Source organism: Paraburkholderia sp. J11-2, from assembly GCF_905220185.1.
In the GTDB taxonomy this organism is placed as follows: Bacteria; Pseudomonadota; Gammaproteobacteria; order Burkholderiales; family Burkholderiaceae; genus Paraburkholderia.
This window is the reverse complement of the sequence record NZ_CAJMYY010000025.1, coordinates 25,153-49,713: the sequence shown is the minus strand read 5'-3', so window position 1 is coordinate 49,713 and position 24,561 is coordinate 25,153. Positions and strand designations below refer to the sequence as shown.

The window sequence follows — 24,561 nt, the reverse complement described above, 5'->3', positions numbered from 1 at the left end:
CTCCGCCGCTTTTTCAATCGTTCCGGCCGCCGCTTTTGCCGTGGTTGCCGGGCTGTCTACGGCTGGTGGCGTGACATTCGGTGTGGCTTCGGGTTTGGCATTCGGTGTGGCATTGGCGGTAGCGCTGTGCGCGGCGCTCAAGACCGCGTCGAGCAGGGCGCTACGCGCGGTGGTCTCGCTCTCGCTCGCGCTCGGCGTGCTCGCGGGTGCGCCGGACACGGCATTCGCCGGTGGCGCCGTCGCCAATACGCCCGGTGTGCGGCCGGCCGTCCCCGTGCCGCCAGGTTCAGCGCGCGGCTCGAGCGGCGGCATTCCCGGCTTTCATGCCGCGCCCGCCGTGCCGAGCTACGCCTCCGGCACGACGGCTGGCGGCCCGGTGCGCACGCAGCCAGCGCGCATGCCGTTCTACGTCGCCACGCGCGGCAATCTCACGATCTATCTGCTCGGCACGCTCCATGTGGGCGACCCCGCCGACTATCCGCCTGGCCAGCCGTTTCGCCCGCCGATTCTCGCGGCGCTCGCCGCGTCGCCCATTCTCGCGCTCGAGCTTTCCCCCGACGATCTGCTCGTTTCCCAGGACGATGTCTCGAAATACGGGGTGTGCAAACGGCCCTGCTTGCCAGGCCTCTTGCCCGATCCGCTCTGGCAGAAGCTCGAGGCGCGCATGCGCGGCAATCCCGAGGCGCTTGCCGAAATCCGCAAGATGCGGCCGTGGCTCGCCTCGCTGCTCGTGGAAACCTACGATTCGCTGAGCGCCGGCCTGCAGACCGAATACGGCACCGAGGCGCAACTGCAGAACGTGTTCCTGCGCTGGAAGGGCCGCCGCATCGTCGGGCTGGAGACGCTTGCCGAGCAGATGCGCGCCTTCACGAACCTGAGCCTTGCGCAGCAGCGCGAGATGCTCGCTCAGGATCTCGCGCAAACGCCGGCGCAAAACGTGTCCGACGTGCAAACGCTCCTGCACCTGTGGCGCGTGGGCGACGCCGATGCGATCGCCGCCTGGGAGGCGGCGCGTACCGAAAAACTCTCGCACGACGCGCGGGTGGCGGCGTCGGTCGATAACCGCATCGTCTACGAGCGCAACCGGCGCTTCGTTTCGCGCATGCAGCAGTATGTGGCGCCCAACAAGCCTCTCTTCGTGGCCGTCGGCGCCTTGCACCTGGGCGGCCCGAAAGGCGTGCTCCAGTTGCTGCGCCAGCGTGGGTTCAACGTCGACCCGGGTTGAGCGCCGGCCTCGGCGCCGCTCGTCGCGTCTTTGCGTTCGATCAAAAGTGAGCGCATTTAGTCAACGTTCGATATCGGCCGCCAGAGCGCGCGCCTAGCATGCGGGTTTTGTGCTGCTGAGGTCGCTGCCATGTTCTCTTCGTCCGCCGCTCAGGCGAACGCGCCCTGCGTGAGCGTCGTCACGCCCACCTGGAACCGTGAAGCGTTTTTGCCGCTCGCGTACCGCTCGTTCGCGTCGCAGCGCGCGCCCGGGCTCGAATGGATCGTGATCGACGACAGTGACACGCCCAGCGCCTTCATGGCGAGCCTGAACGACGAGCGCGTGGTGTATCGCCACCTGCGCACGCGTTTGACGGTTGGCGAGAAGCGCAATCTCGCGGCCGAGCTAGCGCGCGGCGAGGTCATCGCGCATTTCGACGACGACGAGGTCTACGCGCCCGACTACCTGAGCACGATGCTCGGGCACATGCACTTGCACGACGTGCAGTTCGTGAAGCTCGGTGCGTTCTTCCTCTACAGCCGCGTGTATGGCCAGTTTGCGTACTGGGACCTGATGCGCAAGAGCGGCCTGCATTTTTGCTGGAGCGCTCAGCCCATGACGGTGCTCAATTTCCCGCGGGACAACCCGGCCTTCGCCGACAACCATCTGGGCTACGGCTTCAGCTACGTCTATACGAAGCAGTTGTGGGCGGCACAGCCGTTCGAGCCGCGTTCGTTCAACGAAGACGGACGCTTCATCACGGCCGCGCGTTCGCGCGGCGCGCGCATTGCGCTTGTCGCCGACGACGCGGGCCTGTGCCTGCACGTGCTCCATGCTCACAACACGGCGAAATGCTTTCCGCAGTATGTGCTGCCCGAGGTGCTCGTCGCGCGGCATTTTCCGCACTTTTGCGAAGCGCTCGACGCCGCTTCGCTGCGCGCGGCCTGAGCGCTAAACGCTGGCGCAAAAAAGCCGGCTTTCGCCGGCTTTTCGCCCCCAGGCGCCTTCGTTCCGTCAAAACCCGAATACATTCAGCAGCACGATATTGGCCGCGAGAATGCCAAGCGCCGTGGGCACCTGCACGCGTATCACCGCGTTCTTGTCGGGCAGTTCCAGCAGCGCCGCGGGCACCATGTTGAAGTTCGCGGCCATCGGCGTCATGAGCGTGCCGCAGTAGCCCGAGAACATGCCGATGGCGGCCATCATCGCAGGGTTGACGTGGAACATGCCCACCAGCACCGGCACGCCCACGCCGCCCGTCATCACCGGAAACGCGGCGAAGCCGTTGCCCATGATGATCGTGAAGAGCGCCATGCCCACGCAATAGACCACGACCGCGACGAAGCGCACGTCCATGTTGATGTACGACGTCGTCACGTGCGCGACGGCCTTGCCCACGCCCGCGTCCGAGAACACGAGACCGAGCATGCCGAGCATCTGCGGCAGGACGGCGGCCCACGAGAGCGCGTCGACGAGGCGGCGCGTTTCCTTCATCGACTGGCCAACGCTGTCACGCGTGATGATGCAGGCAATCGCGAGCGCGATCACGCAGCCGATGCCGAAACCGATCAACGTGACGTTCTTCGGGTCGATGAGCGGCTTGCCGCCGAATACGAGATGGCTGGCCGCGAGCGTGAGCACGACGGTGATCACGGGGATGGTGAGCGCGGGCACGAAGAGCTTGTTGCCCAGCCGTTTGGCGCTGGCGAGACGGGTTTCGAGCGCGAGCACCTTGGGTTTGGCGGCGGTCACGCCGCCGAGACCCGCGATCAGCGCCATGGCGATCACGAGCACGCCCACGATTTCGACGGGCAGCATGTCGCCGACGAGAAAAATGAGCGCGTAGAGCAGCCAGAAGCCGCCTGCCGTGAAGCGGCGCGGATGCTCGCGGTCCATCACGATCATGCCGCCCACGATGAGCAGCACGATGCCGAGCAGCCAGAAGAGCCAGTTGAGGGTGAGCGTCATGCTTGGTCTCCCTGGCGCTGGTCGGCTGCCGGCGCCGTTGCACCGGCCGGCTTCGCGCCGCCCAGCTCGCGCTCGAGCTTGCGGTCGAGCAGCCAGAGCCGCGTGCCGTGAATCAGAAACGCGCAGATCGCCGTGGGAATGCCCCAGAGCGCCACGTGGATCGGCTCGACCGAAACGCCCGCTTCCTTGAGCAGCGTGACCATCAGCACGATCGCCCCGAACGCGACAAAGATGTCCTCGCCGAAGAAGAGGCCCACGTTGTCGGTCGCGGCCGAGTACGCGCGCAGCTTGTAGCGCACGGCGTCGGAGAGCTTGCCGAAGCGGTTTTCCGTGGCGCCTTCGGCCATCGGCGCGATGAGCGGCCGCACCATTTGCGGATGACCGCCCAGACCCGTCAGGCCGACAGCGGCGGTGAGTTCGCGCACGAGCAGGTAGACGATGAGCAGCCGCCCGGCAGTCGCCGCCTTGATGCTGCCGATCCAGATCTGCGCGCGCTCGCGCAGGCCGTGGCGCTCCAGCAGACCGATCACGGCGAGCGGCAGCAGGATGATGAGCGGGATGTTGCGGGTCTTGATGAAGCCGGTGCCGATGGCGGCGAGAATCTTACCGGGAGGAAAGCCCCCGGCGAAACCGGTGACGACGGCCGCCGCGGCGACGATCAGCATCGGATTGAACCGTAACAAGAAGCCGGCGATGATGACGGCCACCCCGATCAGCGGCCATAAGTTGACGGTGCTCTGCATGTGGATCTCCAAACGTATTGGCTTGTCGTTGATTGCCGCGAGTAGCGGCGTTGACTGCGCGGCTCTGATGGCCGTTCGTACAACTACGAACCTGCTGGGTACAACTACGTCTGCAGCTTGCGCTGCCGGGGATTGCCTTGCGAAAACCTTGGGTATTGCCGTGCACGTAGCGCGCGGCGATTGCCGCGCGCATTGCCGCATTGAAGCTAGGGGCGTCAGACCTCGCTTGCGCCCGCCGCGCGCACGCCAATGCCCGCCTCGTCGAGCGCCGTGCGGATGCGCCGCGCGAACGCGAGCGCGTGCGGGCCGTCGCCGTGCAGGCAGATGGTCTGCGCGTTGAGCGGCACCCAGGCGCCGTTCACGGCCTGCACGCGCTGCTCACGGATCATCGCGAGCGTGCGCGTGAGCACGGTGTCTTCGTCGTCGAGCAGCGCGCCCGGCTCGCTGCGCGGCACGAGCGAGCCGTCCGCGCGGTAGCCGCGGTCGGCGAACACTTCCTCGATCGCCACGAGCCCCGCCTCGCGCGCCGCAGTCACGAGCCCGCTGCCCGCGAGCGCGAACACCGTCACCGACGGATCGAAATCATGCACGGCGGAGACGATCGCCTCGGCGATTTGCGGGTCGCGCGCGGCCTGGTTGTACAGCGCGCCGTGCGGCTTCACGTGAGCGATGCGGCCGCCTTCGGCCTGGGCGATCGCGGAAAGCGCGCCTAGCTGGTAGAGCACGCCCGCGTAGATCTCCTCGCGCGGCAGGTTCATCTCCTTGCGGCCGAAGTTCTCGGGGTCGTTGAAGCTCGGATGCGCGCCGATCGACACGCCTTTTTCCACGGCCCAGCGCACGCATTCGCGCATGGCATTGGCGCCGCCTGCGTGCCAGCCGCACGCGATGTTGGCCGAACTCACGAGGTCGAGCAGCGCCTCGTCGGAGCCGCAGCCTTCGCCGAGATCGGCGTTCAGATCGATGGTGGTCATGATGTGTTCCTCTTACTGCTCGTCTTACCGATGGTGCTTGAAAATCACGCGCTCGCGGCCGCGCTTGAAACTACATTCGCGCGGCGGCTCGCATAGCGCTCGTCGTGCATGGCGATCGCGGCGTCGATCTGCCGCAAATAAGCCCGTTCTTCTTCCAGTGCCGCGCGCGCGGCGACCGGCGTCGCTTCCACGAAACGCACGCCGCCGGTGAGCCGCACCTGGGCGAGCTTCCACCAGTCGGCGCGAATCACGGAGCCGATTTTCGGGTAGCCGCCCGTGGTCTGCGCGTCGGCCATCAGCACGATGGGCTGGCCGTTCGGCGGCACCTGAATCGTGCCGGGCAGCACCGCGTGCGAGAGCAGGTCCGCGCTGTTCGTGCGCGCGAGCGGTGTGCCCGTGAGCCGAAAGCCCATGCGGTTGCTGTTGGGGGTGAGCTGCCACTCGTCGGACCAGAACGCGCGTTGCGCTTCGCCCGTGAAGCTGTCGTACTCGGGGCCGCGCAGCACGCGCACAGGCACGGCCCACGCCATGCCGTCCGGATGGCGGCCGCGCCGGTGATGCGGCTCGTCGGCCAGCGCGAAGCTGCACCATACGGGCGCCTTGACGCCGAAGGCCGGCGCGCCCGGGTCCAGCGCGGCGCGCTCGCGGCCCGGCGCGAACGAGGCGCCGGTGGCGAGACGGTCGCCATCTTTGAGCGCGCGGCCCGCGAGGCCGCCGAAGCCCGCCGCCAGGTCGGTGCTGCGCGAGCCGAGCATGGGCAGCACGTCGATGCCGCCCGCCACGCAGACATAGGCGCGCATGCCGCGCTTCGCGCCGTTCAGCACCAGTTCCTCGCCCGCGGCCACGGGCAGGCTCCACCACGACCAGACCGGGCGGCCGCCGAGCGTGGCGCCGAAGTCGGTACCCGTAATGGCGACGCGCGTGGCGCGCGCGAAGCGCAGCGCGACGGGGCCGAAGGTGATTTCGATGCCGGCCGCGTCGGGCCGGTTGCCGACGAGACGGTTGCCCACTTCGAGCGCGAGCGTATCGAGCGCGCCGCCGCTGGCGACGCCCAGATGCCGGTAGCCGGGGCGGCCGAGATCCTGGACCGTGGTGAGCAGGCCCGCGCGCAAGACTTCGATCATGCGTGGAGCTCCGCAATGGTGAAACGCACGCGGTCGCCGGGCATGAGCAGCGTGGGCGGATTGTGCGCAGGGTCGAACAGCTTCGCGGCGGTGCGGCCGATCAGTTGCCAGCCGCCGGGCGACGCAGCCGGATAAATGCCCGTCTGCTCGCCGCCGATGCCTACCGACCCGGCGGGGACGGCCAGGCGCGGCTCGCGGCGGCGCGGCGTGTGCAGCTGGGGTTCGAGTCCGCCGAGATACGCGAAGCCGGGTTGAAAGCCGAGGAAAAACACCGTGTAGACGCCCGCGGCGTGGCGCGCGGCGACGTCGGCGGCAGCGAGCGAGCAGTGTTGCGCGACCGCTTCGAGATCAGGGCCATCGTCGCCGCCATAAACCACGGGTATCTCGACCTCGCGGCCGGCAACGCTCGCGTCTTCGGCGTCGCGCCAGGCTTCCCGGAGCGCGCCGGCGAGCGCCACGGCGTCGGCCGAGAGCGGATCGAAGGTGATCGTCAGATTGTTCATGCCGGGCACCACTTCGCGCACCGGCGCCCAGCCGCGCGCGAGCGCGGCGACGGCCCAGACGCGGCGCTGGACCTCGAGCGTGGCGGGCGGCGGCGCTTCGCAGACAAGCGCTTCGTCACCGAGAGGAAAAATGCGAGGGTCAGAATTCGGCATGTTGGATCGATCAGGGACGGGTTCGACCGGTCGAAAGTTTGCGCAGGCAGACACCCGGCGCCATTCCTTCCTAGCGTACATTGTCGATAAATTATCTACAATTTATCAATAAGCGTTTTCGCCAGGCGCACCGAAAACGCGCTGCAATTACACTCACGCCACGCCGCTTTGCCTCTTCGACCACCGACTACCGGGTTACCTGCCATGTCGCGCCAGCCGACCAAGATCGTTTCGTCCGAACATCTCGTCTCCGAGTCGAGCGCCGAGCTTTCCGAGTTCGAGTACGCGCTCATCATGGCGAGCAATGCGTTCAACCGCTGGATGGTGCGCTGCATGTCGGCGGCGGGCGTGAAGGACATGACGCCGATCGAAGTGTCGCTGCTCCATCACGTCGGCCATCGCGAGCGGCGCAAGAAGCTCGCGGATATCTGCTTCGTGCTCAACATCGAGGACACGCACGTGGCCACGTATGCGTTGAAGAAGCTCGTCTCCAGAGGGTATGTAAAAAGCGAAAAGACCGGCAAGGAAGTCTTCTTCTCGGTCACGCCGGAAGGGCAGGCGCTGTGCCTGCGCTATCGCGACGTGCGCGAAAGCTGCCTCATCGCCACGCTCAAGGAAAGCGGCCTCACGAACCAGCAGATTGGCGACGCCGCGCAGCTCATGCGCAATGCGTCGGGGCTCTACGACACGGCCGCGCGCGCGGCGGCTTCGCTTTGAGTCGCGCCTGAGTGACCAGGGCCGCGTTCAGCGCTCGCGCGAACGTTGGCAACGATGCGTGGCGGCTTCGGTCACCACGGCGTCGAGCGGCAGATCGTGCGCCTCGCGCGCGAGCACACCGTCATCAATGCGGCACGCTTCGTATGCAATGCCCACCGTGACGGGCAACGCCTCACCGGGCCACGCAGCCAGCGTGCGGTCGTAGTAGCCCCCGCCGTAGCCAAGGCGATAGCCGTCGCGATCGAAACCCACGCACGGCACGAGGAGGAGATCGGGCACGATCACTTCCTGCGACTGCGGCTCGGGTATGCCGTGATGGCCTTCGCGCATGGGGGCGTGCGGCGTCCAGGCGTGGAACACGAGCGGCGTGTGGCGCTCGGCAATGGCGGGCAGGGCGGCGCGGCGTGACGCATCGGCGGCGAGCCAGGCGGTGATCCAGGTGCGCGCATCGAACTCGCCGCGCAAGGGCCAATAGAACCCGATCGAACGCGGCGAAAACTGCGCGACGAGTGCATCGAGATGAGCCGTCAGCGCCGCCCCGATTGCCATGTCGGAAGCCGCCTCAATTCGCCGAGGAAGCAGCCTTGCACGCCAGTCCTTTTTGGATTCCGTGTGAGGGTTGCGTGCTATGCTTGGGTTCACCTCGCGCTCCAGAAATAACGATGTCCAAACGCCTTGTCCGAGTATATCGCGTGGTCGGTCTCGCACTGACTGCCGCGGCACTCGTAGCATGCAGCACGGCGGACGCCGTGCGCCCCGTCGCACTGCCCGTAGGCGCAGTCCTCTCGAACGACGATCAGACTTTCATCCAGCTTCGCGAAGCCGCGCGCAATAACGATCCCGCGCGCGCCGCGCAACTCGCTGCGATGATCCCCGATTACCCGGCGCCGTCGTATCTCGAATACTTCCAGCTCAAGCCGCAACTGTTCGATTCGCAAGGCCACGCGCGCGTGGACGCGCCCGATGCGCCGGTGCTGTCGTTCCTGCAGCGCTACGACGGCCAGGCGATCGCCGACCGTCTGCGCAACGACTATCTGCTCGTGCTGGGCGCGCGCCACGACTGGGCGAACTTCGACCAGCAATACCCGCGCTTCGTGCTCAACGACGACACGCAGGTGAAGTGCTACGCGCTCGAGTCGCGCGCGGCGCGCGGCGAGAACGTCGCCAACGATGCGCGCGCGCTGCTCACCGAGCCGCGCTATTACGGCGACGGCTGCGTCGATCTCATCACGGCGCTTGCGATCAAAGGCCAGTTCTCGAGCGACGACGTGTGGCAGCAGATCCGCCTCGCCTACGAGCAGAACCAGACCGCGGCCGGCGCAAAACTGCTCGACGGCCTGTCGCAGCGTCCCGACCCGACGGCGTTCAGCCAGGCGGTGAGCACACCGCCGCTCACGCTTGCGCAAGGCGTCACCGGCGATCCGCAATCGCATCAGCTCGCACTGCTCGCCGTCACGGTGATGGCGCGCAACGATCCGGCCATGGCCGCCGCGACCTACGCCGCCGTTGCGCCGCAGCTCACCTCGCCGGAACGCGCGATCGGCTGGGGCACGATCGGTTATCAGGGCGCGCAAAAGCGTTTGCCCGCCGCGATCGACTGGTATCGCCTCTCGGCCAACGCACCGCTTTCGTACCCGGCTTACGAATGGCGTACGCGCGCAGCGCTGCTGGGCGGCGACTGGACGATGGTGCGCTGGTCGATCGAGCAGATGCCGCCCGCGCTGCGCGCGCAACCGTCGTGGGTCTACTGGCACGCGCGCGCGCTCAAGCAGGCGGGCGAAACGGGGCGGGCGAACCAGGAGTTCGCGTCGATCTCGCAGGGCTATCACTTCTATGGCCAGCTCGCGACCGAAGAACTCGGCCAGAAGATCACGATTCCGCCCAAGACCACGGTGAGCGACGCCGAAATCGCCCAGGCCGCGCAAACGCCGGGCTTCGCGCTCGCACAGCGCTTCTACGCGCTGAATCTGCGGCTCGAAGGCAATCGCGAATGGAACTGGCCGCTGCGCGGCATGAGCGATCGCCAGCTGCTCGCCGTCGCCGAGTACGCAAAACGCATCCAGTTGCTCGACCGCACCGTCAACACGGCCGACCGCACGCAAACGGAACACGACTTCTCGCTGCGCTACATCGCGCCGTTCCGCGACGTCGTGGAGCGCGACGCGCAAACCAACGGCCTCGACGTCGAATGGGCCTACGGTCTCATCCGCCAGGAATCGCGTTTCATTCTCAACGCGAAGTCGGGCGTGGGCGCGAGCGGCCTCATGCAGATCATGCCGGCCACGGCGCAGATGGTGGCGAAGAAGATCGGCATTGGCCCGCTGTCGCGCGACCAGCTCAACGATCTCGACACCAATATCCTGCTCGGAACGAACTATTTGTCGATGATCTACAATCAGTTCGATGGCTCCGCCGTGCTCGCCACCGCGGGCTACAACGCCGGGCCGGGGCGCCCGCGCGCATGGCGCCAGACTTTGCAGGGCGGCGTCGAAGGCGCCATCTTCGCGGAAACCATTCCGTTCCAGGAAACCCGCGATTACGTGAAAAACGTGTTGTCGAACACGGTCTACTATGCGGCGCTGTTCGAGGGCCGTCCGCAATCGCTGAAGGCGCGTCTCGGCTATATCACGCCGTAAGCGCCGGGCCGTCAGGCCGCGCCACTTCCCGTCATACGGATCGCGCGCGGCATGACGGCACGCTGCGCGCCCCGCCTTCCGGCCGGCGCGCTGCGGGACGAACCGGACCTCGTACGCGGCGGCGCCGTCTGCCCGAGGAGGTCGAAGATGCGACATCAAGCCATTGCGGTCATCGGCGGTTCGGGATTCATCGGCAGCCATCTCGTCAACGCGCTCGTCGAGGCGGGCAAGGACGTGCGCGTCGCCACCCGCCGCCGCTACAACGCCCGCCATCTCACCCTGCTGCCCATCGACGTGGTCGAGACCGATGTGTCGGATCCGGTCGCGCTCGCGGCCTTCGTCGAAAACGCGGACGCGGTCATCAATCTCGTCGGCACGCTCAATGGCGGCCGCGGCGATCCCTACGGGCCGGGCTTCGCGAAGCTGCATGTGGACTTGCCCACGAAAATCGTCGCCGCCTGCGAAGGCAAGGGCGTGCATCGCCTCATCCACATCAGCGCGCTCGGCGCCGACGCGCGTGGGCCCAGCATGTATCTGCGCTCGAAGGGCGACGGCGAGAAAGCCGTGCACGCGGCCACGGCGCTTGCCACGACGATCTTCCGGCCTTCGGTCGTGTTCGGTCCGGAAGACACGTTCCTCAACCGCTTCGCGCTGCTGCAGCGGCTCTTTCCCATGATTCCGCTCGCCATGCCCGACGCGAAGTTCCAGCCCGTGTTCGTGGGCGATGTATCAAAGGCGATCGTCAACGTGCTCGATCTCGACGCCGCGAGCGGGCACACTTACGAACTCGGCGGCCCGACGGTCTACACGCTCGAGCAGTTGGTGCAGTATTGCGGCGAAGCGGTGGGCCGCCACGCACGCATCGTGCGGCTGCCCGACGCCTTCGGGCGCCTGCAGGCGCTGTCGTTCGAGATGGCGCCCGGCGTGCCGGTGCTCACGCGCGATAATCTCGATTCGATGAAGGTGGACAGCGTGCTTACCGGCCCGCTCGCACCCGAGCTCGATATCGAGCCGGCGAGCATCGAGACGATCGCGCCGCTCTATCTCGCCGACGCCTCGCTGCGCTCGCGGCTGAACATCTTTCGCGCCAGCGCCGGTCGATAACCAGTAAGCGGGCTGCCAGCCCGCGCTCTTTCAACTCACTACGGTCATGTGAACAATGAAGCTCGTAATCGGAGACAAGAACTATTCGTCGTGGTCGATGCGCCCGTGGGTGCTGCTCAAGCACTTCGGCATTGCGTTCGAGGAAGTGCTGATCGAGCTCGACGAGCCGGGCACCAAGTCCTCGATCCTCGCGTTTTCGGCCTCGGGCAAGGTGCCGTGCCTCGTCTCCGACGACGGCTTTTCCGTGTGGGATTCCCTCGCGATTGCCGAGACGCTCGCCGAGCGCTTCCCGCAGCTCGCGCTGTGGCCGCGCGACGCGAACGCGCGGGCCCGCGCGCGCAGCGTGAGTGCGGAGATGCATTCGGGCTTCGGCGAAGTGCGCAACCACATGCCGATGAACATCCGCAAGATCAAGCCCGGCGCCGGTGCCACGCCGGGCGCGCTCGCCGATGTCGCGCGTATCGACGCGCTCTGGCGCGAGTGTCTGGCCGCGAGCGGCGGGCCGTTCCTGTTCGGCGAATTCACCATTGCCGACGCGATGTACGCGCCGGTCGTCATGCGCTTCAATAGCTACCAGCCGAAGCTCTCGCCCGAAGCCGCCGCTTACGCTCAGCGCGTGAGCGCACTGCCTGCGGTCGCCGAGTGGGTGGAAGCCGCGCGCCGCGAGACACACATCGTCGCCGACGACGAACGCGACGACGAATGAAGATCTATGTCGTAGGCGGAGCGATTCGCGACGAGAGGCTCGGGCTGCCCGTGCGCGACCGCGACTATGTCGTGGTGGGCGCGACGCCCGAGCAGATGGCCGCGCAGGGTTATCGCCCGGTGGGCAAGGACTTTCCGGTCTTTCTGCATCCCGACACGCACGAGGAGTACGCGCTTGCGCGCACCGAGCGCAAGACGGCGGCGGGCTATCACGGCTTCCAGTTCTTCTACGCGCCCGACGTGACGCTCGAGGAAGACCTCGCGCGGCGCGACCTCACGATCAACGCCATGGCGCAGGAAGTGCAACCGGGCGGCATGCTCACGGGAGAGGTGGTCGATCCGTTCGGCGGCGCGCGCGATCTCGAAGCGCGCGTGTTTCGCCACGTGAGCGACGCGTTTCTCGAAGACCCCGTGCGCATACTTCGTATCGCGCGTTTTGCCGCGCGTTTCGCCGATTTCACCGTCGCGCCCGAAACGCTCGAACTCATGCGCGAGATGGTCGCTTCGGGCGAAGTCGACGCGCTCGTACCCGAGCGCGTATGGCAGGAAATTGCCCGCGGTCTCATGGAGGCGAAGCCTTCGCGCATGTTCGAAGTGCTGCGCGATTGCGGCGCGCTTGCGCGCGTGCTGCCCGAACTCGACGCCCTATGGGGCGTGCCGCAGCGCGCCGACTATCACCCCGAAATCGATACGGGCGTGCACGTGATGATGGTGATCGACCATGCGGCCGCGCAGGGCTACACGCTGCCGGTGCGCTTCGCGGCGCTCACGCACGATCTCGGCAAAGGCACGACGCCCGAGGACGTGCTGCCGCGTCACATTGGCCATGAAGGGCGCAGCGTCGATCTGCTCAAGCCGCTTTGCGACCGTCTGCGCGTGCCGAACGATTGCCGCGACCTCGCCGTGCTGGTCGCGCGCGAGCATGGCAACGTGCATCGCGTGATGGATATGGGGGCGGCGGCGCTCGTGCGCATGCTCGAGCGATGCGACGCGCTGCGCAAACCGGCGCGGTTTGCCGAGGCGCTGCAGTCCTGCGAATCGGATTTGCGCGGGCGGCTGAACTGGGAGAACGCGCCTTATCCGCAGGCCGAACGCTTGCGCGTGGCACTCGTGGCCGCGCGCGGCGTGGATGCGGGGGCAATTGCGCGCTCGATCGAGCGTGGCGGCGCCGAGAGAATAAAAGAAGCGGTGCACGAAGCGCGCGTAGCGGCGGTGGAGGCCGCGCTCGCTACAGCTTGAGCGCGTTGCGCGCGCTCGCTCAGAGCACGCGCACGAGAAACGAGAGCGCCATCGAAAGCACGAGCGTCGACATGAACGGCAGCGGATACTCGCGGCCGAAAATGCGCAGCGTGATGTCGCCGGGCAGCCGCCCGATGCCGAGCTTTTTGAGCCACGGCTGCGCGCTGGAGAGAATCGCGACAGCGATGAAGGTGGTGAGGAACCAGCGGATCATGGTCGCGTGACGTGAGCGTCAGAGTGTGTGGCTGCGGTCGCCGCGCGCGAACGCCGCGATGGTCTCGTCGATGCCGCGCGAAAACGCGATCACCTTGAATAGCTCACCCATCTCCGCTTCGGAAACGAGTTTCTGCACCGCGTTCGCGGCAGGCAGGAAGCGCTGCGGGTCGCGCGGATCGATTTCGCCGAGCACTTCGGTAATGCCCGCGTTCATCAGAAAGCGCGCCTGCGTGGTGTAGCCAAGCAGGTCCGCGCCCGCTTCGACACCCGCTTCGGCAATGCCCGAGAATTCCACGTGCGCGGTGATGTCCTGCAAGCCCGGATAGAGGAACGGGTCGCCGTGCGCCCGGTGCCGGTAGTGGCACATCAACGTGCCTTGCGCGCGCTGCGCATGGTAGTACTCGTGGCGCGGAAATCCATAGTCGATGAAGAACGCCGCGCCACGCTTGAGCATCGTGCAAACCGTGCGCGTGAACGCGAGCGCGGCTTCGTGCGTTTCGCTCACGTAGTCTTCGCTGCCGTCCACACCCGCGAGCGCGCTGTGTGCCCAGCCCGCGTCGCGTCCCGAATTCGCGGGCTGATCGGCGAAGGCGAGGGCGCCTTGCGCGTTCACGCTCACGCCGCGCTCATGCCACACGGCGTCCTTGCGCGCGAACAGGCGCACCGGCATGGCGTCGAGCACCTCGTTGCCGATCACGACGCCTTCGAACTGCGCAGGCAGCGCGTCGAGCCACGTCACGCGATCGAGGAGCGCCGGCGCGAGCTGCGCAATGGTCTCGCGCTGGCGCTCACGCAGCTCGCCCGACAGATCGACGATGGCGTAGGCGTCGAACGGCACGCCTGCGGCGTCGAGTGCGAGCATCACACCCGCGGCGAGGCGGCCCGTGCCCGCACCGAATTCCATCAGGCGATGCGTGCCGCTGGCGGCGAGCGCTTCGCCCACGGCGCGCGCGAGCGTCGCGGCAAAAAGCGGCGAAAGTTCAGGGGCGGTCACGAAGTCGCTGCCGTCGTCGGCGAAGAGGCCAAACTTGCGTGCTCCGCCGCTGTAGTAGCCGAGCCCCGGCGTATAGAGCACGCGCTCCATGTAGCGGTCGAACGGGAGCCACCCGCCCGCCGCCGCGATCTCGGCGCGCAGCGTGGCCGCGAGCGCCTCGGACTGCGCGAGCGCGATCGGCTCGGGAACAGGTAAACTATCGGGTTCGTGAGCTTTCGGATTCATCCCCGCATTGTAAATGAGCGCAACTCCCGGCATCCGCCCGGCTGACGCCGACCTGAGCACATCCGGCGAAGGATCGCGCCCCGATTCCAATGCCCAGGCGCCCGTTGTGCTGGTGACGGGCGGCGCACGCCGCATTGGCCGCGAGCTGTCGCTCGGCTTTGCGGCGCGCGGCTGGGACGTCGCGGTGCACTACGGCGAGTCGCGCGAGGCCGCCGACGAAGTCGTCGCGCAAATCGCTGCGCTGGGCCGCAGGGCCGTGGCGCTGCACGCCGACCTCGGCAACGAAGCGCAGGTGGCGCGGCTCGTCCCGGACTGCGCCGCGGCGCTCGGCCGTCCTGCGTGCGTGCTTAACAATGCGTCGCGCTTCGACGAAGACACCGCGCGGGATGTGGGCTACACGAAGCTGCTGCAGCTCATGGCGATCAACGTGGGGGCGCCGCTCGTGCTGGCGCGCATGCTGTACGAGGCAACGCCCGAGGCAGCGGTGGACGACGAGACGCTGCGCACGTGTGTGATCAACGTGCTCGACCAGAAGCTGTACAACATGAATCCCGACTATCTGTCGTACACGCTGACGAAGGCCGCGTTGCAGAATGCCACCGTCGCGCTCGCTCAGGCGCTCGCGCCGAAGGTGCGCGTAGTGGGGCTCGCGCCCGGCCTCACGCTGCAGTCGGGCGACCAGACGCCGGAGAGCTTCGCGGCCGCGCACCAGGTCACGCCGCTCAAGCGCGCGTCGCGGCCAGCGGATCTCGTGGAAGCCGCGCTGTATCTCGCACGGGCTTCGGGCGTGACGGGCACGACGCTCGTCGTGGACGGCGGCCAGCACCTCGTGCCGCTGCCGCGCGACGTAATGTTTTTGACGGGCAACTAAAGCCCAAACGTGGGTTGCATCAAGATTTGCAACTAAATGCATAGCCCGCTGCGCGCACGACTGCGAGCCCGCGGTGCTAACGAAGACAAAGGAACGCAAGCCGCCGCGCACGAGCGGCTTTGCAGACCGGCTGAACGACCCGCCGGGCGCGCCGCGCCGGCATACGTGCGAACGAACGCACGCTTTTATCGACTGGAACCTGTATGTCCACCGTTTTGCTTCACCCCCGGCTGGCCGATTGCCGCCGGCTTTTCCTGCGCGACTACGAAGTGCACATCAACATCGGCGTGCATGACTTCGAAAAACGCGGCGAACAGCGCGTCGTCATCAATGTCGATCTGTTCGTGCCGCTCGCTACGAGCACGCCGCACGAGGACAAGCTGCGCGAAGTCGTCGACTACGACTTCATGCGCTCGACCGTTGCCGAACGCGTGGGCAAGGGCCATATCCATCTGCAGGAGACGCTTTGCGACGATCTCGCCGCAGCGCTGCTCTCGCACGAACGCGTGCGCGCGGTGCGCGTCTCGACCGAGAAGCCCGACGTTTATCCGGACTGCGACGCGGTGGGCGTCGAGGTCTTTCGCATCAAAGAGGACTGATTCATGAACGCCCCCGAAACGCTCCCCGTTGGCGAGGAAGCCGCGACCGAAGGCACCGGCCGCCAGGCGCTCACGCGCCGCGAGCAGAAGGAAGCCTACGAGAACAACAAGCTGTTCAAGCGCATCGTGCGTCAGGTCGGCCAGGCGATTGGCGACTACAACATGATCGAGAACGGCGACAAGGTCATGGTCTGCCTCTCGGGCGGCAAGGACAGCTACGCGATGCTCGACGTGCTGCTGCGCCTGCGCGAGCGCGCGCCGATCGACTTCGACATCGTCGCGGTGAACCTCGACCAGAAACAGCCGGGCTTTCCGGAGCACGTGCTCCCCGAGTACCTCGACAAGGTGGGCGTGCCGTACCACATCGAGAACCAGGACACGTACAGCATCGTCAAGCGTCTCGTGCCCGAGGGCAAGACCACGTGCTCGCTGTGCTCGCGCCTGCGCCGCGGCATTCTGTACCGCGTGGCGGGCGAACTGGGCGCGACCAAGATCGCGCTCGGCCATCATCGCGACGACATCCTTCAAACGCTGCTGCTGAACCTGTTCTACGGCGGCAAGCTCAAGGGCATGCCGCCCAAGCTGCAGTCGGACGACGGCAAGAACGTCGTGATCCGCCCGCTCGCGTACGTGAAGGAAACCGATCTCGAGAAGTACGCAGTGCTGCGCGAATTCCCGATCATTCCGTGCAACCTGTGCGGCAGCCAGCCGAACCTGAAGCGCGCGGAGATGAAGGCGTTGATCCGCGAGTGGGACAAGCGTTTCCCGGGCCGCGTGGAAAACATGTTCAACGCGCTCGGCAACGTCGTGCCCTCGCACCTCATGGACGCGAACCTGTTCAACTTCGCGGACCTGCGCGCAACGGGCGTGGCCGATCCGGCCGGCGATATCGCGTTCGATGAGGAGCCGTGCTCGACCGACGCGGCGCCTGCCGAAGGCACGGCCATCAAGTTCACGCCGTTCGACGATCTTTGAGCCTTCCCTGTGGTTTTGCCTTAAACGCTCCGACCCCAAGTCGGAGCGTTTTTCATTTCGGGCCGATGTCCTGAAAAGCAGTTGTAAAACAGTGTTTATCGGGGCACGAGAGCCCGCCTGGCCGGCGTGTCGGGGATATCCCGCATGCTAAAATCAGCCGCTTCATTCCTTATTCAGTCACTGATGCAATGAACATCGTGATCCTCGCGGCAGGCATGGGCAAACGCATGCACTCCGCGCTGCCGAAAGTGCTCCATCCGCTCGCCGGCAAGCCGCTCCTCTCGCACGTTATCGATACTGCCCGCACGCTGTCGCCCACCCGGCTCGTCGTCGTGGTCGGCCATGGTGGCGAAGCCGTGCGCGAAGCCGTTGGCGCGCCCGACGTCCAGTTCGCGCTGCAGGCGCAGCAGCTCGGCACGGGCCACGCGCTCGCGCAAGCGCTGCCGCTGCTCGACGCGAACGTGCCCACGCTCGTGCTCTACGGCGACGTGCCGCTCACGCGCGCTTCTACGCTCGAGCGTCTGGTCGATACCGCCGGGCCGAACGGTTACGGCATTCTCACCGTCACGCTCGACGACCCGACCGGCTACGGCCGCATCGTGCGCGACGCGGCGGGCCAGGTCGAGCGCATCGTCGAGCAGAAGGACGCGAACGAAGCCCAGCGCAAGATCGCCGAGATCAACACCGGCATCGTCGTGACGCCTACTGCGCCGCTCGCGGGCTGGCTTGCGGCGCTCAGGAACGACAACGCGCAGGGCGAGTATTACCTCACCGATGTCGTGGAAGCCGCGATCGCCGCGGGTCATCCGGCCGTGACTGCGCAGCCCGACGACGAATGGGAAACGCTCGGCGTGAACAGCAAGCAGCAGCTTGCCGAACTCGAGCGCGTGCATCAGCGCACGGTGGCCGAGGCGCTGCTCGTGGCGGGTGTCACGCTCGCGGACCCGGCGCGCATCGACGTGCGCGGCTCGCTTAAATGCGGGCGCGACGTGTTCATCGACGTGAACTGCGTGTTCGAAGGCGAGGTGACGCTGGCGGACAACGTGAGCGTGGGCCCGAACTGCGTGATTCGCAGCGCGTCGATCGGCGCGGGCACGCGCGTGGACGCTTACACGCACATCGAAAACGCAGCGGTTGGCGCGAACGCGGTGCTAGGTCCCTATGCGCGGCTGCGCCCCGGCGCGAAGCTCGCCGACGACGTGCACGTGGGCAACTTTGTCGAAGTGAAGAACGCGAACATCGGCGTGGGCTCGAAGGCGAATCACCTGAGCTACGTCGGCGACGCCGATGTGGGCGCGGGCGTGAACATCGGCGCGGGCACCATCACCTGCAACTACGACGGCGCGAACAAGCACCGCACGATCATCGAGGACAACGTGTTCGTGGGTTCGGATACGCAGCTCGTCGCGCCCGTGCGCGTGGGCCGCGGCGTGACCATCGCGGCGGGCACGACGGTGTGGAAGGACGTGCCTGAAGCCACGCTCGTGCTCAACGAGAAAACGCAGATCGCGAAAACCGGCTACGTTCGCCCGGTCAAGAAAAAGAACTGAACGGTTGAAACCCGGCGCCGCTGCATGAAAACGCGCGGCGCCCACGCCTCTCATTGCAAAGGATCGAATCCATGTGCGGCATCGTCGGCGCGGTTGCGCAACGTAATATCGTTCCCGTCCTGATCGAAGGACTGCGGCGGCTCGAATATCGCGGCTACGACTCGTGCGGCGTGGCCGTCGTGACGGCCGACGGCCCGCAGCGCGTGCGCAGCGTCGCCCGCGTGGCCGAACTCGACGAGCAGGTTAGCGAGGCTCACTTCGAAGGCGTGACCGGCATCGCGCATACGCGGTGGGCGACGCACGGCGCGCCCACGGTGAACAACGCGCACCCGATCTTCTCGCGCGACACGCTCGCGATCGTGCACAACGGCATCATCGAGAACTACGAGTCGCTGCGCGACATGCTGCGCGCGAAGGGCTACGAATTCGTTTCGCAAACCGACACCGAAGTCATCGCCCATCTGATCCACAGCCTGTATCAAGGCGACCTGTTCGCCGCCGTGCGCGCGGCCGTGCAGCAGCTCGCGGGCGCGTATGCGATCGGCGTGGTGCACAAGAGCCAGCCGCATACGGTGGTTGGCGCGCGCGCCGGTTCGCCGCTCGTGGTGGGCTATGGCAAGGGTGAGAACTTCATCGCGTCGGACGGCCTCGCCATTGCGGGCAGCGCCGAGCACATCAGTTATCTGGAAGAAGGCGATGTGTGCGAGATCACGCTGGAAGGCGTACGCATTGCCGATCGCGCGGGCAACATCGTGACGCGCGAAGTGCGCGACGTGCAGGCCTACGGCGCATACGGCGGCGCGGTCGATCTCGGCCCGTATCGCCACTACATGCAAAAGGAAATCTTCGAGCAGCCGCGCGCGATCTCGGACACGATTCCCGCCACCGACGCGTTCACGCCCGAGCTGTTCGGCGACAACGCGGGCGAGGTGTTCAAGGGCATCGACAGCATCCTGATTCTCGCGTGCGGCACGAGCTATTACGCGGGCCTCACGGCGAAGTACTGGCTCGAGTCGGTGGCGAAGATCCGCACCGATGTCGAGATCGCGAGCGAATACCGCTATCGCGAGTCGGTGCCGAATCCGCGCGCGCTCGTCGTGACGATCTCGCAGTCGGGCGAAACCGCCGACACGCTCGCCGCGCTCAAGCACGCGCAGTCGCTCGGCATGGAGCACACGCTCGCGGTGTGCAACGTGGCGACGAGCGCGATGGTGCGCCTCACCGAACTCAAGTTCCTCACGCACGCGGGGCGCGAGATTGGCGTGGCGTCGACGAAGGCCTTCACCACGCAGCTCGTTGGCCTCTTCATTCTTGCCGTCACGCTCGGCAAGCTGCGCGGTCACGTGAATGCCGAGCAGGAAGCCGCGCATCTGAAACTGCTGCGCCACCTGCCGGCCGCGCTCAACGGCGTGCTCGCGCTGGAGCCGCAGATCATCGCGTGGTCGGAAGAGTTCGCGCGCAAGGAAAACGCGCTGTTTCTCGGGCGCGGGCTGCACTACCCGATCGCGCTCGAAGGCGCGCTCAAGCTCAAGGAAATCTCGTACATCCACGCCGAGGCGTATCCGGCAGGCGAGCTCAAGCACGGACCGCTGGCGCTCGTGACCGAGGCGATGCCCGTGGTGACGGTGGCGCCCAACGACGCGCTGCTCGAAAAGCTCAAGTCGAACATGCAGGAAGTGCGCGCGCGCGGCGGCCAGCTTTATGTGTTCGCCGATGCCGACACGCACATCACGAGCGAAGACGGCATTCACGTGATTCGCATGCCGGAGCACTACGGGCTGCTTTCGCCGATCCTGCACGTCGTGCCGCTGCAACTGCTCGCGTATCACACGGCGTGCGTGCGCGGCACCGATGTGGACAAGCCGCGTAACCTCGCGAAGTCGGTGACGGTGGAGTGAGGTTTATCGCGCGCTGATTGTGCTTGTTTGTGCTTGTTGAAAAAGGGATGCCACAACGGCATCCCTTTTTTGTTTCGTCGATCGCAGCAGGAGCCGTTGAGAGGCCGCACAGGCGGCTGCCGTGGTTCGCCGCGCCCGCCAGGATGCTCTGACGCCCTGGGACGCCTCAGCGGCAGCGTAGTGCGCTCGTTGAGACCGTGAGTGCAATCGCCATTGCGTCCCTCAGCCGAAACGCTGCTGTAAGGTCATAATGTCGCCGTTCGATCAAGGAGGCGAAAGTGGCAAACGTGGCGCAACCCCGGCAACCCGGGCAGTCCGGCAGACTCCCCCGCCTGTTCGTGTTTTCCGGCGCAGGGCTCTCGGCGGAGAGCGGCATTTCGACGTTCCGCACCGGCGACGGCATCTGGTCCCACGCGAGCATCGACGAGGTTTGCAACTACCTCACGTGGCGCCGCAACCGACCCGCGGTTTTCCGTTTCTACAACCAACGCATTGCCGAATGCAGCGACGCGCGTCCGAACGCCGCCCACGAGTTGCTCGCGAAGTGGCAGGACAGCTGGGGCACGGAGCGCGTGCATCTCGTCACGCAGAACATCGACGACATGCTCGAGCAGGCCGGCGCGCGTCAGGTCACGCATCTGCACGGCGACATGATTTCGCTTCTGTGCACCGACTGCGACTATCGCTTCCCGACCTCCGGCCGGGCGCTCGATCCCCAGGCCGCCTGTCCGTCGTGCGGGCAGGTGGAGGGCGTGAAGCCGGGCGTGGTGTTCTTCAACGAGGCCGCGCCCGAGTACGAGACGCTCTGGCGCATTCAGCGCGACATGACACCTGACGATCTTTTCATCGCCGTAGGGACGGCGTTCGAGGTGATCCCGCCCGAGCGGCTTCTGCCGCCGGAGCGTTGCGGGCATTACGCGCGCAACTTCCTCGTCGATCCTGCGCCGCGCCGCACGGAATGCTTCGGCGTTGTCGAAGCCAAGCCCGCGACCATCGGTTTGGTCCATCTCGAGCCGACAATCGAGCAAATGATGGCGTGCGGCTAACGCCCACGTTGTACTCACGCGATGCATTCAGCAAGGGCGTGCCTCCTCGGGAGGCACGCCCTTTTTCATGTGCGCATGCGTGCGACACTCGCTTGTTCCCTTTTCATCTCCTGGTGCCATGAACATTACGAAGCAGATCGCCGGCTATCTGATGTCGCGCTCGCTCGTGCTCGTGAGCGTCGAGACCTGCACGGCGGGTGCGATCGGCTCGATGATGGCCGACCAGCGCGGGACTTCAGGTTGTCTCGATCTCGGTTACGTGGCGCATTCAGCAGCGGCGCTTGCGGCGCTGCCCGGCGTGAATACGCAGACGATCGCGCGTCACGGACTCGTTAGCGAGGCGGTCGCGCGCGAAACGGCCGAGGGCGCGCTTGCGCGCAGCGCAGGACGCGCGAGCGTTGCGTTGGCGAGCGTCGGCTGGCTTGCCAATGAAGACCACGAGCCAGGTGTGGCCGTGACGCATTGCCTCGCATGGGCGTGCAGCGAAGGCGGCCGCGTGCATAGCGCGGGCGAGACAGTGCGTCTTTCCGGTAGACGCAGCGAGATCCGCAGATCGATCGCGCGGATCGCCTTGCTCGGCTTGCCGCGATTCGTCGATGGTGTTTTCGCGCGCGAATAAACGCGAAGCGCAATGACCTGCGCGAATGCGCAGCACGCGAGCGCAGCGAGCGTCGCGGCTTTCCCCATAGTCTTTTCAGTATTTATATTTATAAGTAGTAGCAGTTAACAAGTCCTGGCATTAACTGTGGACAACCGGGAAATTACCTGTTGGCTCATACCGATGCGAAACGGATAGCCATGCGGACAAAACATGTACGCGTTGCGAGCTCCTGGGATAACTTTTCAGGCCGCAACGCCAGGTGCGTAGTTATCAAGAAGTGGTCCACAGGTCGTTCGCCAGGTCGTCCCCAGGTTGTCCAGAGGTGGACGTGGATAACCTGGCCCGGCGCGGCGCAATCACGCGTTATCCACACGAAAAAAAAATGGCGCCGCCTGTTAGCGACGCCATTCGTCAAAAAGAACTGTAGAGCGCGATATCAACGCCGCAAAACTATGGCGCGTTTTACGCTGTTTCGACAGGCTTCACTGTTGTGCGCTGCCGGGCGCGCTGGCGCGCTTGCCAGGCTGGCAGCAGCTGGCAGGCGAGCAAGCCGGCGAGCATGAGCGCGCAGCCGGCGAGTGCGCGCGGCGTGAGCGTTTCGCCGAGTGCGGCCCAGCCCGCGAGCGCGGCGAATACGCCTTCCATGCTGAAGATCACGGCGGCGTGCGCGGGCGCGGCGTCACGCTGCGCGACGACCTGCAGCGTATAACCGATGCCCACCGAAAGCGCGCCGCCATAGAGGATAGTGGGCGCGGCGCGCACGATGTCGGCCGCGCGCAGCGGTTCGCACACGAGTCCGATCGCGAGACACACCACGCCGCAGGCGACGAACTGAACGATCGAGAGCGCGAGCGGGTCGTGCCGCGGCGCGTAGTGGCCCACGAGCATGACCTGGATCGAGATCACGAGTGCGCAGCCGAGCTGGAACCAGTCGCCATACATCACCGAAAAATGCTCGTTGATGCTGAGGAAGTAGAGCCCAACCGCAGCGAGCGCAGCGCCGACCCATGTGCCGATGCCCGTGCGATGACGCAGCAGCACGCCAAGTATCGGCACGATCACGACATAGAGCGAACTGATGAAGCCGGCGTTGGCGATTTTCGTGTAGCCGAGCCCGATCTGCTGAAGCGAAATAGCGACGGCCAGCACGAGGCCGAGCACGGTGCCCGAGCGCACCAGCGCACCGTTGAAGAGCGCCGGGGCCGGCGCGTTGCCGCGGCCAGCAGCCTGGCGGCCACCGGCGCGGCCGCGTGCCAGCAAGAAGCAGGAGACGACGCCGGCGCCAAGCAGGAAGCGCAGGCCGGTAAACAGGAACGGGCCGATGGCGTCGAGGCTCAGTCGCTGGGCGACGAAGGCCGAGCCCCAGATGAGGGCGGCGATCAGCATGAGCAGATTGGCGCGCAGGTGGCGGCGGGTAGCGGATTGCAAGCGGAGATCTCTTTTCGCGGGGAACGGGCGCGACAGCGTTTTCGACGGTTGGCGCCAATGGCGCGCGGTGTCCTGTTGCGCAAGGGGCGGATTGCCCATTTTTTCGCGATTGCATCTGAGTCGGGCGGTAATCTGGCCCGAATTCGTGCGGGGCAGGCCGATTCAGCGTATTACGTGAAAAGACAACGAACTTCCGGAAAACGAACGCGTAAATGGCGATCGTATCCGAATTGAAAGGGAATTGTCTCCCGGAAAATACACCCGGGCATTAGCGGATGACAAACGCCCTACGCTGCGTAATACTGCTTCGCGCGAAACGCCCGCCCAGATCGGCAAGCGGATCGTTTCGCGTTTTCCAGCTGTTCTAATTCACAACGTGCCGGTCATTATTTGTCAGGTTTGGGGAACAACAGATGAAAAAGATTCTCGCCTCGCTCATCGCAGCATCGTTCGCACTGGTTACGGCTCACGCATTCGCACAAGACGCTTCGGCTCCGGCTGCAACCGCACCGGCAGCTAGCGCACCGGCCAAGGCCAAGAAGCAGCACAAGCAACTGAAGCACCACGGCAAGCGCGCCGCTGTGTCGGAAGGCGCATCGGCTGCGGGTACGGCAGACAAGGGCCAAGCTAACTAAAGCGCCTTTCAGCCATAAAAAAGCCAGAGCATTTGCTCTGGCTTTTTTTTTGCGCGCTCGCCGCAGGGGGGCGTTCAGGACGCTTCGCTTGCGAGCCCGGCTTCCAGCAATTCGGTGAGCAGGCCGTTCACGCCGCCGGGGTGGCCCTCGGCGCGAGCCTTCAGCTTCTCGACGAGATCGGCGTTGAGCTTACACGCAAACGGCACGAGCCCCTGCGCCTGGTCCAGCTTGCGCTGTTCGCGGCGGTCCAGCGCCGGCTGCGCCGAACCCTTGCCAAAGCGGTCGGGTCCGTTCTTGTGCGTTGCTTGCATCAGTTTCAGCGCCTTGTTCTTCTCAAGGTCGGTTTTCTTCATGGCCATATGTCGTGCTCCGGTGTTGGGCGGTGGCGCGCATTGTACGCAAACGCCTGCGTGAGTCCATTGCGGTTACGTGCCTCTTGAGCGCCTTTGGGCCGCA

Annotated in this window: 25 protein-coding genes; 15 read left to right on the top strand and 10 right to left on the bottom strand. The window is 66.0% G+C overall.

Annotation, left to right across the window (positions count from 1 at the left end; all coding sequences use genetic code 11):
• Positions 1-106 precede the first annotated feature (106 nt).
• Together U5A57_RS29945 and U5A57_RS29940 are read left to right on the top strand one after the other, a co-directional pair.
• Complete coding sequence (locus tag U5A57_RS29945; protein ID WP_321915303.1) at positions 107-1,225, top strand: TraB/GumN family protein; 1,119 nt, start codon at positions 107-109, stop codon at positions 1,223-1,225.
• A 129-nt stretch (positions 1,226-1,354) separates the two neighbouring features.
• Complete coding sequence (locus U5A57_RS29940; protein ID WP_321915302.1) at positions 1,355-2,152, top strand: glycosyltransferase family 2 protein; 798 nt, start codon at positions 1,355-1,357, stop codon at positions 2,150-2,152.
• Between the two features lie 66 nt (positions 2,153-2,218).
• Here U5A57_RS29940 and U5A57_RS29935 read toward each other — a convergent pair whose 3' ends face one another.
• The 5 genes from U5A57_RS29935 to pxpB form a co-directional block, all read right to left on the bottom strand.
• On the bottom strand, positions 2,219-3,172 hold the full coding sequence (locus U5A57_RS29935; protein WP_321915301.1) for a DUF979 domain-containing protein: 954 nt from the start codon (positions 3,170-3,172) through the stop codon (positions 2,219-2,221).
• A complete protein-coding gene (locus U5A57_RS29930) occupies positions 3,169-3,915 on the bottom strand; it encodes a DUF969 domain-containing protein (RefSeq protein WP_321915300.1) in 747 nt (248 codons plus the stop codon). The genes U5A57_RS29935 and U5A57_RS29930 overlap by 4 nt, the downstream gene beginning before the upstream one ends.
• 215 nt (positions 3,916-4,130) lie before the next feature.
• Positions 4,131-4,886, bottom strand: coding sequence for a 5-oxoprolinase subunit PxpA (pxpA, locus tag U5A57_RS29925; protein WP_321915299.1), 756 nt, complete (start codon positions 4,884-4,886; stop codon positions 4,131-4,133).
• Between the two features lie 44 nt (positions 4,887-4,930).
• Complete coding sequence (locus tag U5A57_RS29920) at positions 4,931-6,010, bottom strand: biotin-dependent carboxyltransferase family protein (protein ID WP_321915298.1); 1,080 nt, start codon at positions 6,008-6,010, stop codon at positions 4,931-4,933.
• Positions 6,007-6,666, bottom strand: a complete 660-nt coding sequence (gene pxpB / locus U5A57_RS29915; RefSeq protein ID WP_321915297.1) for a 5-oxoprolinase subunit PxpB — start codon at positions 6,664-6,666, stop codon at positions 6,007-6,009. The genes U5A57_RS29920 and pxpB overlap by 4 nt, the downstream gene beginning before the upstream one ends.
• A gap of 204 nt (positions 6,667-6,870) precedes the next feature.
• Between pxpB and U5A57_RS29910 the strand changes: the two genes are divergently transcribed.
• Positions 6,871-7,383, top strand: coding sequence for a winged helix DNA-binding protein (locus tag U5A57_RS29910; RefSeq protein ID WP_028212076.1), 513 nt, complete (start codon positions 6,871-6,873; stop codon positions 7,381-7,383).
• A 27-nt stretch (positions 7,384-7,410) separates the two neighbouring features.
• On the opposite strand, the gene U5A57_RS29905 is transcribed toward U5A57_RS29910, so the two are convergent.
• Positions 7,411-8,037, bottom strand: coding sequence for a 5-formyltetrahydrofolate cyclo-ligase (locus U5A57_RS29905; protein WP_321915379.1), 627 nt, complete (start codon positions 8,035-8,037; stop codon positions 7,411-7,413).
• An 8-nt stretch (positions 8,038-8,045) separates the two neighbouring features.
• Here U5A57_RS29905 and U5A57_RS29900 point away from each other — a divergent pair, with 8 nt between their 5' ends.
• The 4 genes from U5A57_RS29900 to U5A57_RS29885 all read left to right on the top strand — a co-directional run bounded on the left by U5A57_RS29900 (position 8,046) and on the right by U5A57_RS29885 (position 13,067).
• Positions 8,046-10,019, top strand: coding sequence for a lytic transglycosylase domain-containing protein (locus U5A57_RS29900; protein ID WP_321915296.1), 1,974 nt, complete (start codon positions 8,046-8,048; stop codon positions 10,017-10,019).
• Positions 10,020-10,166: 147 nt separating this feature from the next.
• Complete coding sequence (locus U5A57_RS29895) at positions 10,167-11,123, top strand: complex I NDUFA9 subunit family protein (protein ID WP_321915295.1); 957 nt, start codon at positions 10,167-10,169, stop codon at positions 11,121-11,123.
• 55 nt (positions 11,124-11,178) lie between these two features.
• A complete protein-coding gene (locus tag U5A57_RS29890) occupies positions 11,179-11,829 on the top strand; it encodes a glutathione S-transferase family protein (protein ID WP_321915294.1) in 651 nt (216 codons plus the stop codon).
• On the top strand, positions 11,826-13,067 hold the full coding sequence (locus tag U5A57_RS29885; protein WP_321915293.1) for a multifunctional CCA addition/repair protein: 1,242 nt from the start codon (positions 11,826-11,828) through the stop codon (positions 13,065-13,067). Before U5A57_RS29890 ends, U5A57_RS29885 begins: the two co-directional genes overlap by 4 nt.
• Before the next feature lie 19 nt (positions 13,068-13,086).
• Here the strand turns inward: U5A57_RS29885 and U5A57_RS29880 are convergent, their stop codons facing one another.
• Positions 13,087-13,281 (bottom strand): DUF2905 domain-containing protein, encoded by a 195-nt coding sequence (locus tag U5A57_RS29880; protein ID WP_321915292.1) that lies wholly within the window; start codon positions 13,279-13,281, stop codon positions 13,087-13,089.
• A gap of 18 nt (positions 13,282-13,299) precedes the next feature.
• On the bottom strand, positions 13,300-14,502 hold the full coding sequence (locus tag U5A57_RS29875; protein ID WP_321915291.1) for a class I SAM-dependent methyltransferase: 1,203 nt from the start codon (positions 14,500-14,502) through the stop codon (positions 13,300-13,302).
• Positions 14,503-14,515: 13 nt separating this feature from the next.
• Here U5A57_RS29875 and U5A57_RS29870 point away from each other — a divergent pair, with 13 nt between their 5' ends.
• From U5A57_RS29870 to U5A57_RS29840, 7 genes are all read left to right on the top strand, one after another.
• Positions 14,516-15,373, top strand: a complete 858-nt coding sequence (locus U5A57_RS29870; RefSeq protein WP_321915290.1) for an SDR family oxidoreductase — start codon at positions 14,516-14,518, stop codon at positions 15,371-15,373.
• A 203-nt stretch (positions 15,374-15,576) separates the two neighbouring features.
• Positions 15,577-15,972, top strand: a complete 396-nt coding sequence (locus U5A57_RS29865; protein ID WP_321915289.1) for a dihydroneopterin aldolase — start codon at positions 15,577-15,579, stop codon at positions 15,970-15,972.
• A 3-nt stretch (positions 15,973-15,975) separates the two neighbouring features.
• Positions 15,976-16,947, top strand: coding sequence for a tRNA 2-thiocytidine(32) synthetase TtcA (gene ttcA, locus U5A57_RS29860; RefSeq protein ID WP_321915288.1), 972 nt, complete (start codon positions 15,976-15,978; stop codon positions 16,945-16,947).
• A gap of 188 nt (positions 16,948-17,135) precedes the next feature.
• Positions 17,136-18,497 carry a bifunctional UDP-N-acetylglucosamine diphosphorylase/glucosamine-1-phosphate N-acetyltransferase GlmU gene (gene glmU, locus U5A57_RS29855; RefSeq protein ID WP_321915287.1) on the top strand — a complete coding sequence of 454 codons (1,362 nt, stop codon included), beginning with the start codon at positions 17,136-17,138 and terminating at the stop codon, positions 18,495-18,497.
• Between the two features lie 71 nt (positions 18,498-18,568).
• Positions 18,569-20,395: a glutamine--fructose-6-phosphate transaminase (isomerizing) gene (gene glmS / locus U5A57_RS29850; protein WP_321915286.1), complete on the top strand. Its 1,827-nt coding sequence runs from the start codon at positions 18,569-18,571 to the stop codon at positions 20,393-20,395.
• Positions 20,396-20,673: 278 nt separating this feature from the next.
• Complete coding sequence (locus U5A57_RS29845) at positions 20,674-21,441, top strand: SIR2 family NAD-dependent protein deacylase (protein ID WP_321915285.1); 768 nt, start codon at positions 20,674-20,676, stop codon at positions 21,439-21,441.
• Positions 21,442-21,559: 118 nt separating this feature from the next.
• Complete coding sequence (locus U5A57_RS29840; RefSeq protein ID WP_321915284.1) at positions 21,560-22,060, top strand: CinA family protein; 501 nt, start codon at positions 21,560-21,562, stop codon at positions 22,058-22,060.
• 444 nt (positions 22,061-22,504) lie between these two features.
• Here U5A57_RS29840 and U5A57_RS29835 read toward each other — a convergent pair whose 3' ends face one another.
• On the bottom strand, positions 22,505-23,428 hold the full coding sequence (locus U5A57_RS29835; RefSeq protein ID WP_415766070.1) for a DMT family transporter: 924 nt from the start codon (positions 23,426-23,428) through the stop codon (positions 22,505-22,507).
• 455 nt (positions 23,429-23,883) lie between these two features.
• Here U5A57_RS29835 and U5A57_RS29830 point away from each other — a divergent pair, with 455 nt between their 5' ends.
• A complete protein-coding gene (locus tag U5A57_RS29830) occupies positions 23,884-24,105 on the top strand; it encodes a hypothetical protein (RefSeq protein ID WP_321915282.1) in 222 nt (73 codons plus the stop codon).
• A gap of 74 nt (positions 24,106-24,179) precedes the next feature.
• On the opposite strand, the gene U5A57_RS29825 is transcribed toward U5A57_RS29830, so the two are convergent.
• Positions 24,180-24,464, bottom strand: a complete 285-nt coding sequence (locus tag U5A57_RS29825) for a hypothetical protein (RefSeq protein ID WP_321915281.1) — start codon at positions 24,462-24,464, stop codon at positions 24,180-24,182.
• Positions 24,465-24,561: the final 97 nt, after the last annotated feature.